The sequence below is a fragment of the Nocardia anaemiae NBRC 100462 genome, from assembly GCF_001612725.1.
GTDB lineage: Bacteria > Actinomycetota > Actinomycetes > Mycobacteriales > Mycobacteriaceae > Nocardia > Nocardia anaemiae.
Window position 1 is genome coordinate 1 of the sequence record NZ_BDAZ01000039.1, and the last position, 16626, is coordinate 16626.

The following is a 16626-nucleotide window of genomic DNA, read 5'->3' on the forward strand; positions in this document are numbered from 1 at the left end:
CCGGTGCGGCCGGAGCACCGACCGCGACCACCTGCGTCGCGTCTTCCGTGCCGCCCGACTTGTTCAGCACGGTGGTCGCATCCGCGCCGGGCGCGGGCAGCACCTTGGTCACCGTCGGCGTGGACACCAGCGCCGGAGTCCGGCCAGCCGCAACCGCTTCCAGTGCCTCCTTGGCCTCGCGCATATTCGGGCGTCCATCAATCGAGGCGGCCAGCAGCCGCATCAATACCGGCCCGAGTTCTCCGGCGTGCCGCGGCGGCGGGATCTGCGCCCGGGCCGCGGCGTGCAGGACCGCGAGCGGGTTATCGCCCTCACCGAAGGGCGGACTGCCCTCGACCGCCGCGTACAGCGTGGAGCCGAGTGCGAAGACATCCGAGGCCGGTTCCGGATTCTCGCCGCGCGCTACTTCCGGCGCGAGGTAGGCCGGGGTGCCCGCCAGGAATCCGGTCGCGGTAACCGTCACATCGCCCACGGCGCGGGAGATGCCGAAGTCGGTGATCTTCACCGTGCCGTCGTCGCCGACCAGCAGATTCGCCGGTTTCACATCCCGGTGCATGATGCCCGCATCGTGTGCGGCGGCCAGCGCGCCCGCGGCCTGGGCCCCGATGCGGGCCACCTCGGTCGGCGCGAGGGTCCGTTTGCCCGCCAGTTTCGCGGCCAGGCTCGGCGCGTTCATGTACTCCATGACCAACCAAGGCTGACCGTCCTCCTCGGCGACATCGAAGACGGTGATCGCGTTGGGGTGGTGTAGTCGCGCGGCGATGCGGCCCTCCCGCATGGCCCGCAGCTTCGCCTCCAGGGCCTGGGACCGGGACAGACCGGGCGCGAGCACCAGCTGCTTCACCGCGACCGTGCGGCGCAGCCGGACGTCGGTGGCCCGCCACACCACACCCATGGCACCGGTGCCGATCGGATCCGTCAGCCGATACCGTCCAGCGATCAACCGGTCCGCCGTCATGGTGTTGTGCCCCTCCTGCTTTACCGCCGAGCCAATTCCGCACTCCGCGCGTAAGCGGAAATCTTCGAAAATGCTACGCGCCGAAGTCCTTTGCACCCGAATTGCCGAAGGACGCTCGCATCCGCCGACTGCCTCGGATGCAGTTGCAACAGTTCCGACTTTGTCACACCCGACCGACATCCATCCACCGCCACGCGAACCCGAACGCGATAGCCCAGGTCAGAGGCGCGCGGCCGAGCGGATACACCCGCGCGTCGCAGGCCCTCGTGTCGTCTCGACGCCAATCGATCTCGCATATCACGAGGTAATCAAGGCCATCACCGCACCGAAAACGCATCGATCGGACCCGATTCCGATGCGGTGAGAATCACAACGTCCGAACCGGTCGGATAACGAGTCCCACCCAGGAACAGACTGGTCGGCACTCAGGCATTGAAGTACTTGGCCTCCGGATGCAGCAGCACGAACGCATCGGTGGACTGCTCCGGATGCAGCTGCAACTCCTCGGACAGTACGACGCCGATGCGATCGGCCTCGAGCAGATCGACCAATTTGGCGCGGTCCTCCAGCTCCGGGCAGGCGCCGTAGCCGAAGGAGTAGCGGGCGCCGCGGTAGCCGAGCTTGAAGTACTCCTGCACATCGGCCGGGTCGGAATCGGCGACCGCATGCCCCTCCAGCACCAGCTCTTCGCGGACACGGCGATGCCAGTATTCGGCGAGAGCCTCGGTGAGCTGGACGCCGATGCCGTGCACCTCGAGGTAGTCACGGTAGTTGTCGGCCGCGAACAGTTCATTGGCGAAATCGGCGATCGGCTGGCCCATGGTGACCAACTGGAACGGCAGCACATCGACCTGACCGGTTTCGCGTGCGCGTTCGCGCGAGCGGATGAAGTCGGCGATGCACAGGAAGCGGTCGCGCTGCTGGCGCGGGAAGGTGAATCGGTAGCGTTGCGGCGCATCCGGATCGGGTTCGGTCAGCACGATCACGTCATCGCCCTCGGAGACCGCGGGGAAGTACCCGTAGACCAGCGCCGCATGCTGCAGCACACCTTCGGTGGACAGCCGATCCAGCCAGTACCGCAGCCGCGGCCGACCCTCGGTCTCCACCAACTCCTCGTAGCTCGGCCCCTCACCGCCGCGCTGGCCACGCAGACCCCACTGACCGAGGAACAACGCGCGCTCGTCGAGCAATCCCGAATACTCGTGCAGCGAAACGCCTTTCACCACCCGGGTGCCCCAGAACGGCGGCACCGGGACCGGCAGATCCGCGGCCACATCCGAGCGCGCGGGCACCTCGATCGGCACCTCGGCCGCCTTGCGCTGTTCGGCGATCCGCTTGGAGCGCTCGTGGCGCGCCTTGCGCTCGGCCGCCTTCTCGCGTTCCGCGATGGCCTCCGGGCTGTCCGGATCGAGGCCGCCACCGCGCTTGCGGGTCATGATGTCGTCCATCAGCCGCAGGCCCTCGAAGGCGTCGCGGGCGTAGTGCACATCGCCGTGGTAGACCTCGGTGAGATCGTTCTCGACGTAGGCGCGGGTCAGCGCCGCACCGCCGAGCAGCACCGGGAACTGGTCGGCAACGCCCTTGGTGTTGAGCTCCTCCAGGTTCTCCTTCATCACCACGGTCGACTTCACCAGCAGGCCGGACATGCCGATCACATCGGCCTTCTTGTCGACGGCGGCGTCCAGAATGGTCGCGATCGGCTGTTTGATGCCGAGGTTGACGACCTCGTAGCCATTATTGGACAGGATGATGTCGACCAGATTCTTGCCGATATCGTGCACGTCGCCCTTGACGGTGGCCAGCACGATGCGGCCCTTACCGCTGTCGTCGGTGGCCTCCATATGCGGCTCGAGGTAGGCCACCGCCGCCTTCATCACCTCGGCCGACTGCAGTACGAACGGCAATTGCATCTGGCCGGAGCCGAACAGCTCACCGACCGTCTTCATGCCAGACAGCAGCGTTTCATTGATGATCTGCAGCGGCGGCACCTCGGTCATGGCGGCATCGAGGTCGGCCTCCATCCCGGCCTTCTCACCGTCGACGATCCGGCGCTCCAGCCGCTCGAACAGCGGCAGCGCCGCCAATTCCTCCGCGCGTGAGGCCCGCGACGACGAGGCCGACACACCCTCGAACAGCGACATGAGCTTTTGCAGCGGGTCGTAACCGTCACGGCGCCGGTCGTAGACCAGATCCAGCGCGGTCTCGCGCTGCTCCTCCGGAATGCGGGCGATCGGCAGGATCTTGGAGGCGTGCACGATCGCGGAATCCAGTCCGGCCTGGACGCATTCGTGCATGAATACCGAATTCAGCACCTGGCGCGCGGCCGGATTGAGGCCGAAGGAGATATTCGACAGACCGAGGGTGGTCTGCACCTCGGGATGCTTCTGCTTGAGCAGCCGGATGGCCTCGATGGTTTCGACGCCGTCGCGCCGGGACTCCTCCTGGCCGGTGCCGAGGGTGAAGGTCAGCGTGTCGATGATGATGTCGCTTTCGCGCAGACCCCAATTGCCGGTGATATCGGCGATCAGCCGCTCGGCGATCTGCACCTTCTTCTCGGCGGTGCGGGCCTGCCCCTCTTCATCGATGGTCAACGCGACCACAGCGGCGCCGTGTTCGGCGACCAGCTTCATCGTCTGCTGAAACCGGGAGTCCGGACCGTCACCGTCCTCGTAATTGACCGAGTTGACCGCGCAGCGACCACCGAGATGTTCCAAACCGGCCTGCAGAACCGGGGTTTCGGTGGAGTCGAGCATGATCGGCAGGGTCGAGGCGGTCGCCAGCCGCGACGCCAGTGCCGCCATATCCGTGGTGCCGTCGCGGCCGACGTAGTCGACGCACAGGTCGAGCATGTGCGCGCCGTCGCGGGTCTGATCCTTGGCGATATCGAGGCATTTCTGCCAGTCCTCGGCCAGCATGGCGTCACGGAATGCCTTGGAGCCGTTGGCATTCGTGCGCTCGCCGATCATCAGGACGGAGGCGTCCTGTTCGAACGGCACCGCGGTGTACATGCTCGATACGCTCGGCTCGTGCACCGGTTCGCGGCGCTCCGCCAGCGGCGGCAGCGTCGGTTCCACCTCGCGCACCGCCGCGGTGACCTGACGAATATGTTCCGGCGTGGTACCGCAGCACCCACCGACCAGCGCGAGCCCGAATTCGGATACGAAGCCGCGCAACGCGATTGCCAACTCTTCCGGGGTCAGCGGGTATTCCGCGCCGTTCGCGCCGAGCACGGGCAGACCGGCATTCGGCATGACCGACACCGGAACCGTCGCATGCCGGGACAGATGGCGCAGATGTTCGCTCATCTCGGCCGGGCCGGTGGCGCAGTTCAAGCCGATCATGTCGATACCGAGCGGTTCCAGCGCGGTGAGTGCCGCGCCGATCTCGCTGCCGACCAGCATGGTGCCGGTGGTCTCCACCGTGACGTGGGTGATGATCGGAATGCGCCTGCCCAGCTCGACCATCGCGCGCTGACTTCCGGTCACCGCGGCCTTGACCTGCAACAGGTCCTGGCAGGTCTCGATCAGGATGGCGTCGGCACCGGCCTCGAGCATGCCGAGCGCGGCCTCGGTGTAGGCGTCGCGCAGCGCGGTAAAGGGGGCGTGACCCAGCGTCGGCAGTTTGGTGCCCGGTCCCATCGACCCCAGCACGTAGCGCGGGGTGCCGTCCGCGCTCGGGCCCATCTCGTCGGCGACCTCACGGGCCAGCCGGGTGCCGCGCTCGGACAGATCGCGAATCCGGTCGGCGATGTCGTAATCGGCGAGGTTCGGCAGATTGCAGCCGAAGGTATTGGTCTCGACCGCATCCGCACCGGCCTCGAAGTACGCGCGATGGATATTGCGCAGCACATCCGGGCGGGTGTCGTTGAGGATTTCGTTGCAGCCCTCGAGACCACGGAAGTCGTCCAGGGTCAGTTCGGCCGCCTGCAACATCGTGCCCATCGCACCGTCGCCGATCACGACACGCCGACGAAGGGTGTCGAGAAGGGTGGTATCGAAGGCGGCTGAGCTGGACGCAGACATGTGATCAAGCGTAGTGGGCCGCTACGACAGGCCGAACCACCGTATCGGTGTCGGGCGCCACACCTGCCCAGACAGATGAACCGACAGTGCCGCGCCGACTGCGCAAATTCAACGCCGGGTGCTCACAAGCCGTAGGCTGACCGGGGTGAACTCCAGTGAATCTCCGGTGTCACCCGAGCCGGAACTGCCGACGTTGCGGGATCCTGTGCTGGTCGCCGCCTTCGAAGGCTGGAACGACGCGGGTGATGCGGCAAGTGGTGCCGTCGAGCATCTGGAACTGATCTGGGATGCCGAGCCGCTGGCCGAACTCGACTCCGAGGACTACTACGACTACCAGGTCAATCGGCCGACGGTACGTCAGGTCGACGGTGTGACCAGGGAAATCCAGTGGCCCTCCACCATGCTCTCGGTCTGCTCGCCGCCCGGCAGCGATCGCGATGTGGTGCTGCTGCGCGGTATCGAACCCAATATGCGCTGGCGCAGCTTCTGCGCGGATCTGCTCGAGTTCATCGAACAACTCGGCGTGCAGACCGTCGTCATACTCGGCGCACTGCTCGCCGACACCCCGCACACCCGCCCGGTGCCGGTCACCGGCTCGGCCTATAGCAAGGAAGCCGCCGAGCGGTTCAGCCTGGAACAGACCCGCTACGAGGGACCCACCGGTATCACCGGCGTGCTGCAGGATCAGTGCGTCAAGGCGGGCGTACCCGCCGTCTCGTTCTGGGCGGCCGTGCCGCACTATGTCTCCCAGCCGCCGAATCCGAAGGCGACCATCGCGCTGCTGCACCGCGTCGAGGATGTGCTCGATATCGAGGTGCCGCTCGGCGAGCTACCCAAGCAGGCCGAGGACTGGGAGACCGCCGTCAACGAGATGACCGTCGGCGACGACGAGATCAGCGAGTATGTGCGCTCGCTCGAGGAACGCGGCGACGCGGCCGTCGATCTCAACGACGCGATGGCCAAGATCGATGGCGATGCGATCGCGGCCGAATTCGAAAAGTACCTGCGCAGGCGGGGTCCGGGCAGCTTCGGCCTGTAATAGGTTCGCGCCGTTGCGGTTCGGGTTCGGACAATTCACCGAAAGTTCGCCAGGGGGCCACGCGTAGGTACGGCTAGGCTTGCCATCTAGACTTCCCGGGTGACTATTCACCGGATCGTCGCGCACCTTCGAAGTTTCGACGACCGGATCGCCGTCCTCTGCTCGCGATCTCCATCGGCGGCCGTCACAGCAGCGAAATCGGTGCCGGATGGTTTGGAGCGGATCACCTATGCGCAGCTGGCGGCACGTGTCGAGGAGTACGCACGGCAGCTCGGAGCGAACCGGCGTCTCGTCGCGGTCGCGGCGCGCAACGATATCGACTCGCTCGTCGCGTATCTCGGCGCGCTGAGCGCGGGCTGTGTCGTTCTGCTCACCGCGGAGATCACCAGCGAATTGCTGGGGACCTACGATCCCGATGTCGTGATCGATGCGGGCCCGCCCGATATTCGGCGGGCCCGCTCGGCACATCGCCTGCATCCGGAATTGGCGCTGCTGCTGAGCACTTCGGGTTCGACGGGTTCGCCGAAGCTGGTGCGACTGTCCGTGGCCAACCTGCTGTCGAACGCGGAGGCGATTGCCGACTATCTGGCCATCGACGCCGATGATCGCGCCGCAACCACCCTGCCGATGTTCTATTGCTACGGATTGTCGGTCGTGCACAGCCATCTGCTGCGCGGCGCGAGCCTGCTGCTCACCGACCGGTCTGTCCTGGACCAAAAATTCTGGGTCCAGTTCCGTCATTGCGGCGCAACATCTTTCGCCGCGGTGCCGTACACGATCGATCTGCTCGAACGCATCGGCTTCGCCGAGATGACACTGCCGAGCCTGCGCTACGTCACCCAGGCGGGCGGGCGCCTGGCGCCCGAGCGGGTCCGTGACTATGCCGGACTCGGCAAGCGGGCGGGTTGGGACTTCGTCGTCATGTACGGCCAGACCGAGGCCACCGCGCGAATGGCCTATCTGCCACCGGAATTGGCCGCCGAACATTCGGACTGCATCGGCAAGCCGATTCCCGGCGGTCGATTCACCCTCGAGCCGGTGCCGGATACCGACGACGAGGAGCTGGTCTATCACGGACCGAATGTGATGCTCGGCTATGCCGATGGCCCATGCGATCTCGCCCTCGGCCGCACGGTCGACTCGCTGCGCACCGGCGATCTGGCCCGACGCACCCCCGAGGGCCTGTACCAGGTGGTCGGCAGGCGCAGCCGGTTCGCGAAAATCTTCGGCCTGCGCATCGATCTGCAGCGGCTCGAATCCGGTTTGGCGGCGGCCGGTTTCACGGCCTGCTGCACCGATAGTGACGATCAGTTGGTCGTCGCCGCCGAACCCCCGGCGCAAGCACTCGCCGCGACCGCCGCCGAACTGTCCGGTCTGCCCGCCGCGGCCATTCGCGCGTGCGCGGTCGAGGAGATACCGCGCCTGGCCAATGGCAAGCCCGACTATCCGGCGATCCGCCGACTCCCCGCACCCGAATCCGACCTGCCACCACGGGATATCCGCGCGCTCTACGCCATTGCGCTCGGCATCGATCCCGACCGGGTCCGGCCCGACAGCACCTTCGTCGATCTCGGTGGCAACTCGCTGACCTACATCACCACCTCGACCCGCCTCGAGCGGGCACTCGGCCGACTGCCCGCGAACTGGCCGGACCTGACCGTCGCCGAACTCGAGCGAGTTCCGGACGGCCGCAGCACATTCGGTCGCACTGTGGACACCCCGACCTTATTGCGCGCCGCCGGGATCGTACTGATCGCGGGCTCGCATATCGGCATGTTCGTGCTCTGGGGCGCGGCACATATCCTGCTCGGTGTCGCCGGATTCAACTTCGCCCGCTTCGCGGTCACCATGACCCCGCGCGCCGAACGGCTGCGCCACGCGCTGCGCACGGTGGCGCTCATCGCGATCCCGACCGCCGCCTGGGTGGCACTCACGCTGCTGTTCACCGACTATTACAGCTGGCAGAACGTGTTGCTGCTCAATAAGTTTCTCGGACCGCGCGATAGCGATACCGCGGGGCACCTGTGGTTCATCGAGGTGCTTGTGCTGTTCATGGTCGTGTCCGCGCTATTGGTTCGGGTGCCGTTCATCGATGCCGTGCAGCGGCGCGAACCGTTCTGGTTCGCCATGGGCCTGGTCGGTTTGACCATGGTGTTCCGGCTCTGGTCGTTCGGGCTCTATCCCACTAAGGATGTGCCGTTCTCGCCACTGGCCTGCTGGTTCTTCGCCATCGGCTGGGCGGCCGCGAAGGCTACGGCGATCTGGCAGCGGCTGCTGGTCAGCGCGGTGCTGCTGATCTCGGTGCCCGGCTACTTCGGCGTTCCCGATCGAGAGCGGCTGGTGATGTGCGGTCTGCTGCTGTTGATCTGGCTGCCCGCGGTCCGCGTACCCGCCCTGGTCGCCGGGGTCGCCGCGCTGCTGGCCGACAGCTCGTTATTCGTGTATCTGCTGCACTGGCAGGTCTATCCGCCATTCGGGCAACACCATATCGCGGCGCTGCTCGCATCCCTCGCGGCCGGTGCGGTCGCGACCTGGCTGGTGGCGAACCTGCGACGCAGGTCAGTCCTGGTGCACAGCTTCTTCGTCAAGAGCCTCGTCTGGAAGCGCACAGCTCTCGATGGTCCACACTTGCGCCGCCGCATCCTGGGCCAGCTTCGCGAGCAGAATATCTCGCGGAATCGTCTGACCGGCAAAGTGATCGAGTGACGGCACCACAACATGGTGCGCATCAGCCCGCTTGAGCTCCTGGGTCAGCTCGGCGAATGCCGTGCCGTCACCGGAAGTCGATTCATGGAATGTTGCGGCGAAGCAGAGCCCTTCCTCGCGGGCGAGGCTGCTCATCGCATCCTCGAGCTCTGCACTGTGGCCATCGGCCAGATCGTCACGCAAGTATCCATAGATCAACGCTTCCACCCGAACCTCCGTTGGATTGGGGATCTCGCTGTTCTCTTCTGTGGATCACCCCCGTCGCCGAGGGGTACTGCGCACTTGCAAGAGCAGATGTTCTTACATCTGGAGCGTGGCAAATCTTCCGCGCCCATATCCATCATGTAGGACGCAAAACTGCGAGTGCAGCTGTCAACCCAGTGACATCTGTATGCCCTATCCGGGCCACTGAGCGTTAACTGATGAGATACTACAGTCGTGGCCGCTGGAGACGATCGACCCGTCTGGGCTGTCCGAATGCGCTCCGAACGCGATGCGCGGGGGTGGTCACAAGCAGACGCCGTCCGTGTGATGCGCGCGAAGTCTTCGCACAACCTGCCGACGGACAGTACCCTGCTGCGTAACTGGCGACGCTGGGAGTCGGGCGAGTCGCGTCCGGACGATTTCTACGCCCCGATCATCGCGGCCGCATTCGATACGGTGACAGCCGCGTTCTTCCCGAAAAATCGCCCGAACCGCGACGATGAACTGCTCTCGGCAACCGGGATGGACACGCTCGAATTCATCGGCAGGCTAAGGATGTCCGATGTCTCCACGGCCACTCTCGATGCCATCCGCATCACCGCGGAGCGGCTGTGCTGCGAATATCCGTTCGCCGATCCACACGATCTGCATGCCGAGGGCACGTCCTGGTTGCGCCGCATCACCTCGCTGCTGGACGGCCGACTGACCCTGGCCCAGCATCGGGAAATTCTCGTACTGGCCGGTTGGGTAGCACTGCTGGTCGGTTGCGTGGATTACGACCTCGGTCGGCGCACCACCGCGGAAGCGACTCGCCGCGCGGCCTATTCGCTCGGCCAGGAAGCCGAGAACGCCGAGATCACCGGCTGGAGTGCGGAAATGGCGGCCTGGTTCGCGCTGACCCAGGGCAACTATCGAGGCGCGATCGAGGCGGTCGACCCGGCGCTGACAACCAGCGGCAAACTAGGCGTCGGTGTCCAGTTGTGCGCACAACGTGCGAAGGCCTGGGCCCGACTCGGGGATCGGCGCGAGGTGGAGGCGTCGCTGAACCAGGGGCGAGCTATCCTCGAACGACTCGACCATCCGACCAATCTGGACAACCATTTCGTGGTCGATCCGCAGAAGTTCGACTTCTACGCCATGGACTGCTGCCGGGTCGCGGGTGAGGATTCGCTCGCGGAATCCTATGCGCGCGAGGTCATCCGACATTCGACCCGCGCCGACGGCACGATACGCAATCCGATGCGGGTGTCGGAGGCACACCTCACCCTCGCGGTGGTCGCGGTGCGCGACCGCGATCTGGAACTCGCGCTGGAGGAGGGCATGCGGGCCTTCGCGGGCAAGCGCCGGTCGCTGCCGTCGCTGATGTGGATCGCGGGCGAGGTGGCGCGCGAAATCATCGAGCGCTATCCGGGCGATCCGCGCACCCGGGTGTATCTGGATCAGTTGCGGACCTTGTCCTGCGAGTGATCATTTCGGCGTACGTTTGACTCATCGCCAGCGGTAAGGGGTGGGCGATGAATCGGGTTCGCGTCATTGTGCGTCGCGACGCGGACGAGTCGCTACGCACCACAGTGTTCGAGGCGGGTACGCCCATCGGTGAACGGGTCGCGCCCCTACCTGATTTGGTGGCGTGCGCGTGGGATGCGATCGGTGGTCAACCGGAAACGGTGCGGCGAACGGTCGTCCAGATCGGTACCGCGCTGCGTGACGCACTGTTCGAGCCGCGCACGACCGGGCAGCTGACGCGGCTCGTCGACGGCTCGGATATCGAGATGGTCTTCGATGTCGACGACGATACGATGCTGCTCCCCTACGAGATGTTGGTGCTGGCCGACGGTATGCCCCTGGCCACGCGGCCGACGATAGCCATCTCCCGCAGGTATTCGGGCACCGGGCAGCCCACACCCGTCCAGGCACCGGGACCGCTGAAGATCCTCGCCGCGGTCGCCGCGCCGACCGAGACCCGCACGGCCAATGTGACATTGGATGTGGAAGCGGAGATGCAGGCGATCCTCGACGCCGTCTCGCAGGTGCCGACCGCGGGTGGCGGCGGCGTGCGCATTCTGGAAGTCGCTTCGCTGCAGCAGATCACCGCGGCACTGCGGGCCGAGGAGTTCCATGTATTGCATCTGAGTGCACACGGGTCCGCGACGAATCTGGAATTGGAGGATGAGGACGGCGATCCGGATGTGGTCGAGTCCGCGGATCTCATTGCCGCACTGCGCGCTGCGGAACGAGCGCTGCCGTTGGTGGTGTTGTCGAGTTGCGGCGGTATCGACGGCGGGCCCGCCGGGTTGGCGCGCACGCTGATCAGCGGGGGTGTCGAGCGGGTACTGGTCATGCAAGCGCGGGTCTCGGACCGGTATGCCACGCTGTTGACGAAATCGTTCTACGCCATGCTGTCCGCGCATCCGTCCGAGCCGGTCGCCTTCGCACTGGGACAGGCGCGCCATGCCCTGGAAGAGGAACGGCTCGCCGATGGCGCATCGATTCCGCCCGAATGGTTCGTGCCGACCCTGCTGACCGGTGTGGCGGATCGGCCGCTGTGGCATCCGACGGCGCCGCCGCGGCCGCTCGGGCGCCGGACGCAGGCACCGAGCGGGGCGACGGTGCGGGAGTTGCCGCTCGGATATCTGATCGGCCGTCGCGGGCCGGTGCGCGATATCGTCCGAACGTTGGACTCGGCACGCGGGCGACCGGGTGTGGTGATCACCGGGATGGGCGGGCTCGGGAAGACCGCGGTGGCCGGTCGCGTGGCCGCGCGCATGCGCGAACGCGGCTGGCACATCGCCGAACATGTGGGGCAATGGAATCCGACCGCGCTGTGTGGCGCGGTCCGCGCGGCGATCGGGGACGACCCGGCGTTGCACACGGTAGCCGATGCGCTCGCCCGCGACAGCGGGGAGCAGGCGCTGAAGCACGTCCATCGGTTGTTGGCGGGAAGCCGCGTGCTATTGCTGTTCGACGATTTCGAACAGAATCTGACCCGGCCCGGCGGTGCGGAATTTCTGGATCCCGGTTTCGCCGAACAGTTTTCGCAGTTGTGTCGGATCGCCGGGACGGGGCGATTGTTGGTTACCTGTCGCTATCCGGTCCCCGGTGATCTCACGGAGGTCGGCCTCACTCCGCTGAGCCCTGCCGAGTTGAATCGAATGTTCTTGCGGCTGCCACAGATCAGCGGTTTGCATGTGGCGGAGCAACGGCTGGTCGCGCGGACTATCGGCGGGCACCCGCGGCTCATCGAATTCGTCGACGCGCTACTGCGTGGTGGCGACGGCACTTTGCGGCCGGTCGGTGAACGGCTGCGCCGGTTGGCCGACGAACACGCGGTCGATCTCGACCAGGACCGGACGCTGACCGAAAGCCTCGATACCGCGGTGGTGCTCGGCACCCGCGACATCCTCGTCGACGCACTGCTCGACCTGCTCGATACCGCCGAACGCGAACTGCTGCTGCAGATTTCGCTTTCGCGGACGCCGCTGCGAGATCTGGACATCTCCTATGCCCGATTCGGCGCGGAAGCGACACGAGACCAGCGCCGCGAAGTGATGGCGGCCATCGATACGTTGCTCAGGCTGACGCTATTGACCACCGACGATGACCGATATGTCGTGCATCCGTGGGTCGCCCAGGCCCTCGATGCCCACCAGGGCACCGGTCGGGTTCGTCGCCACAACCGAGCCCACGCGATGCGCATCGCCCGAATCTCGGCTGGCTTCCGTGATTTCGACGACTACAGCGAGGCATGCGGACATCTCCTCGCCGCGGGCCGATACGCCGAACTCACCGAACTCGCCATCCCTCTCTGCCGCGAGTTGGACCAGTTGCAGGTCTCCGCCTTGCTCGGCGAGATCATGCCGATCCTGCCGATCGACACTCCCGGCTATCTCGAGCTCGGCGACCGCGAGGTGCGGGCACTGCGCCGGACCGGAAACCTCCGTGCCGCAACCGATCGCCAGTGCGCGCTGGTCGAGGTGCTACGGGCCGGGGTCCAATCGGCCTCGGGCAGTGCGGATTCCCGACGCGCACTCGTCATCGGCCTGGACACCCTCGGTGAACTCGCCGTGCTGGCCGGAGATCTCGGCACGGCGCGCGAGCACTACAGCCGATCTCTGCGCACCGCACGGCATCTGACGAATACCGACCCGGACAACATCGATATGCAGCAGGTCCTCAGCCGGGCACTGGAGAGCCTCGGCGATATCGCGGTGCGCAGCGGTGATCTCACGGCCGCCCTGGCCCACCATACCGAGGCACTTGCCATCCGACGCGCCCTCGCCGATAACGACCCCGCCCGGGTAGATCTGCGCCGCGACCTCGCCAATGCCTGCACCCGACTCGGCGACCTGGCGGTACTGACCGCCGATCTCGACGGCGCTCAGTATCTCTACACCGAATCGCTCACGCTGCACGGCGGTCTCATCGAGTCCGGCCCCGATGCCGCCGAATCCCGGCGCGGCCTGGCCATCGCACACGGCAAACTCGGTGATCTGGCCATGCGCGCGGGGCACGGCGAGACCGCGAGCAGGCACTACTTCGAGAAGCTGCGCATCAGTACCGAACTCTCGATGGCCGATCCGGACGATACCGAAATCACCCGCGATGTCGCCATTGCCATGCAGCAGATCGGCGACACCTCATTGCTGTACGAAACTCCCGAGGACGCGTTCACCTTCTTCACCGAATCCCTCGCCATCCATCGCGAACTCGCCGAGAAGGATCCCGGCAATGCCGAGTACCGCCGCGATCTGGCCATCGCACTCAACCGATCCGGTGACGCGGCGCTGCAACTCGGCGAACTCAGCACGGCCTCGACCTATTACACCCAGGCCCTGGCCATCCACCGCGGCTTCGCCGACGCCGACTCGGGAAATGCCCGAAATCAGCGCGACCTCAGCATCTGCCATGACAAGCTCGGCGACTTGGCCATCCGCACCGGCGACTATCTGGCCGCCGACCATCACTACACCCAATCACTCACCCTCGCAAAACAACTCGCGGCCGCCGATCCCACCAACACCGAAAAGCAGCGGGACCTGAGCATTTCGCACCACCAGCTTGCCAGGGTCGCCGTCGCGACCGGCGCCTTCACCCTCGCGTTCCGGCACAACACCGAGGCACTCACCATCGCCCGCCGCTTATCCACCGCCGACCCGGAGAATCTGCAATTGCACCGCGATGTCGGTCTGCTCCTCTGGGCCATCGGCGACGCCGCCGAACGCGAACACGACTACGACACCGCCGTCGAGGTCTACCGTGAGGCCCTGGCGATCGCCAAGGACCTCCTCGAAACCGATCCGGCCAGCCCGCGCGGCCTGCGCGATGTGGAATTCGCCTCGGCCAACCTGGGGCGCGTGCTCGACCTCGCCGACCCGCACCCGCTCGGATCGACCCGTGTCGACGCTCTGCTCGAACAGGGCAAGACCTTCCTACGGCGCCTGCTACCGCCGACGTGATTCCGCAGCTAGCGCGCATCTCTGTACCACTATGTGCGGTACCCGCTGTAAAGTCTGCTGTATGACGGTGCGCCTGAATATCTCGATGGACGACGACCTCGCGGCCCGTCTCCGTGCGGCCTCCGACGACAAGTTGAGCGACTACATCTCCAAGGCGGTGCGCAGGCAGTTGCTCGACGACGAACTCAGAGCATTACCCGATAGCACCGGAACCGAATGGGCGAAGGACGCCGAGCAGACCGCCGAACAAGTATTGTTCGGCCGTGCCAGCTGAACCCACGCACCAAGGCCAGATTTGGAATCTCGTCAGCCGGATCTCCGGACGCCGCGCGACGGTGGTGCTCGTGGATTCCGATGTGGTGATTCGACAACGGCCGATGTTGGTGGCCGCGCCGGTGCGCGAGGCACGCGAAGTTCCGTCCCGCCATCAATTGCTCACCGTCGCAATGCCGCGGAGTTCGCGGGTGATCGCGCTGTATGACATCGCCATCGTGCCGAAGGACAGTCTCACCGAGCAGGTCGGTGAGCTCACCTCGGAGCTGCTAGAGCAGGTGAAGATCGGGCTGCGGGCCCGATTCGACCTGTGAGTCACCGGGTGGCGAACAGGGGCAAACCGGACGCGGCCACGCCGAACGGGGGTCGGTCTCGACACCCGCGACCGACCCGCTACTACCCTGTTCCCGGTGACCGACTCCGTTGACGGCCTGCCGTATGCCGCCCCCGCGCTATGGGATGAGCGGTTGCGGCTGTTCTCCTTCGCCACGGCCGAGAAGCGGGCGGAGTATCTGTGGGTGCTGCGAGCGTTCGACAGCGCGCGGGCCGCATATGTGGTGTTGCTGCACGCCGACGATGTCGCGACCTGGATCGAACGCAGTGCATCGGATGCACCACAGCTGAGCGGCGCCGAGATCGGACCGCTGCTGGATCAGCTGCATCAGTGGGGTGTGGTCGAACGCAGCTATGACGGCACACGCGCGGCGACCCTCGCGGAATATCGGAATCGACACTACGTGTATCAGCTGACACAGGCCGGATACAAGGCATATCGGGCGGTCGCGGGTGTGCTCGAGGCGCGGCTCGACGAGGCGGCGCTATCGCGACTGGTCTTGCCCGAACTGCTCGCGGATCTCGGCACCCTTGCCGGGGCGAACAAGGCCGGTGATGCGGAACGTGTGTACCGGACACTGCGCCGTCTGGACGCCGCACTCTCGGATATGGCGGCGCGTGCCGCGCACTTCTACCTCTCGCTCGGAGATATGGTGCGCACCACCGAGATCACGCCGGAGTCTTTCCTGGCGCACAAGGACGCGTTGCTCGCGCATATGCGCGAATTCAGCATGGACCTGGCTCGCTTCGCGCCGCGCCTGGCCGCGGCGATCGGCGAGATCGAGGAGACCGGCGTCGAGGAACTCATCGAGCGGGCGGCGCGCTGTGACGAGCGGGTACTGCTGAGTCCGGCCGAGCGGCAAGCGGATTGGCGGGCGCGCTGGCAGGGGCTGCGGACCTGGTTCGTCGCGACCGCCTCCGATATTCCCGGCGAATCGTCCTCGACCGAGGCGGATCGGCTGCGGGAGGCGACCATGAGCGCCATCGCCGCCGTGCTGTCGCTGCTGCGGCGGGTCACCGATTCACGCAAGGGTGGGGTGAGTCGCGAATCGGCGCTGCGGCATCTCGCGGGCTGGTTCACCGCCGCACCGAGCACCGACAGTGCGCATGCGCTTTTCGACGCCGTCTTCGGTCTCGGCAGGCCGCGCCATATTTCGCTGGAACATCCGGACGCGGATCTGATTCCCGCGATTCGCTCCTGGTGGGAGGCGCCGCCGCTGGAAATCTCGCGCACCCTTGCCGAGACGGGCAGGCCGCCGCAGGCCGGTGCCCCCGCCCGAATTCAGCGCAATGACGCGGGAATTCGCCGACTCCGCGAGGCGCAGCTCGACGCGCAGCGCGCCCGCGCCGAGGCCGCCGAATCCCTGGCCGCCGCCTCCGTGCACGAGCGCGTCCTCGACGAACGGGAGACCGAGGTGCTGCTGCGCCTACTCGACGCCGCATCCACCGCGTGGGTTCCGGTCAGCGGGCGCATCGAAGGCACCACCGGCTCCGATAGCGGCGTCACCCTCACCGTCTCCGAACATCCGGGTTCGACGGTGGTCCGCACCGCCCGCGGGCTGCTGCATTTGAACAACCGTCGCCTCGAGGTGAAGCAGTCGACCCGCGGGCGGCGCGCGTGATCAACGCCCGCCG

At 66.2% G+C, this 16626-nt stretch carries 9 protein-coding genes; 7 read left to right on the top strand and 2 right to left on the bottom strand.

The features are described 5' to 3' along the window. Both NA5_RS22785 and metH read right to left on the bottom strand, forming a co-directional pair. Positions 1–958, bottom strand: a 958-nt coding sequence (locus NA5_RS22785; RefSeq protein WP_157110580.1) for a serine/threonine-protein kinase, incomplete at its 3' end; no start/stop codon positions are given. A gap of 425 nt (positions 959–1383) precedes the next feature. Beyond that, a complete protein-coding gene (gene metH / locus NA5_RS22790) occupies positions 1384–4980 on the bottom strand; it encodes a methionine synthase (protein ID WP_062989296.1) in 3597 nt (1198 codons plus the stop codon). 136 nt (positions 4981–5116) lie between these two features. Between metH and NA5_RS22795 the strand changes: the two genes are divergently transcribed. The 7 genes from NA5_RS22795 (at position 5117) to NA5_RS22830 (ending at position 16613) form a co-directional block, all read left to right on the top strand. Continuing rightward, positions 5117–6019 (top strand): PAC2 family protein, encoded by a 903-nt coding sequence (locus NA5_RS22795; protein WP_051182178.1) that lies wholly within the window; start codon positions 5117–5119, stop codon positions 6017–6019. A 99-nt stretch (positions 6020–6118) separates the two neighbouring features. Further along, positions 6119–8725, top strand: coding sequence for an AMP-binding protein (locus NA5_RS22800; RefSeq protein ID WP_062989298.1), 2607 nt, complete (start codon positions 6119–6121; stop codon positions 8723–8725). A gap of 531 nt (positions 8726–9256) precedes the next feature. Continuing rightward, positions 9257–10396: an NsdA family TPR-like regulatory protein gene (locus NA5_RS22810; RefSeq protein WP_062989310.1), complete on the top strand. Its 1140-nt coding sequence runs from the start codon at positions 9257–9259 to the stop codon at positions 10394–10396. 47 nt (positions 10397–10443) lie between these two features. Continuing rightward, positions 10444–14385, top strand: a complete 3942-nt coding sequence (locus NA5_RS22815; RefSeq protein WP_062989302.1) for a CHAT domain-containing protein — start codon at positions 10444–10446, stop codon at positions 14383–14385. Between the two features lie 61 nt (positions 14386–14446). After that, on the top strand, positions 14447–14659 hold the full coding sequence (locus tag NA5_RS22820; protein ID WP_062989304.1) for a hypothetical protein: 213 nt from the start codon (positions 14447–14449) through the stop codon (positions 14657–14659). After that, positions 14649–14972: a type II toxin-antitoxin system PemK/MazF family toxin gene (locus NA5_RS22825; protein WP_062989306.1), complete on the top strand. Its 324-nt coding sequence runs from the start codon at positions 14649–14651 to the stop codon at positions 14970–14972. The genes NA5_RS22820 and NA5_RS22825 overlap by 11 nt, the downstream gene beginning before the upstream one ends. Before the next feature lie 96 nt (positions 14973–15068). Further along, positions 15069–16613 (top strand): TIGR02677 family protein, encoded by a 1545-nt coding sequence (locus tag NA5_RS22830; RefSeq protein WP_062989308.1) that lies wholly within the window; start codon positions 15069–15071, stop codon positions 16611–16613. Positions 16614–16626 lie beyond the last annotated feature (13 nt).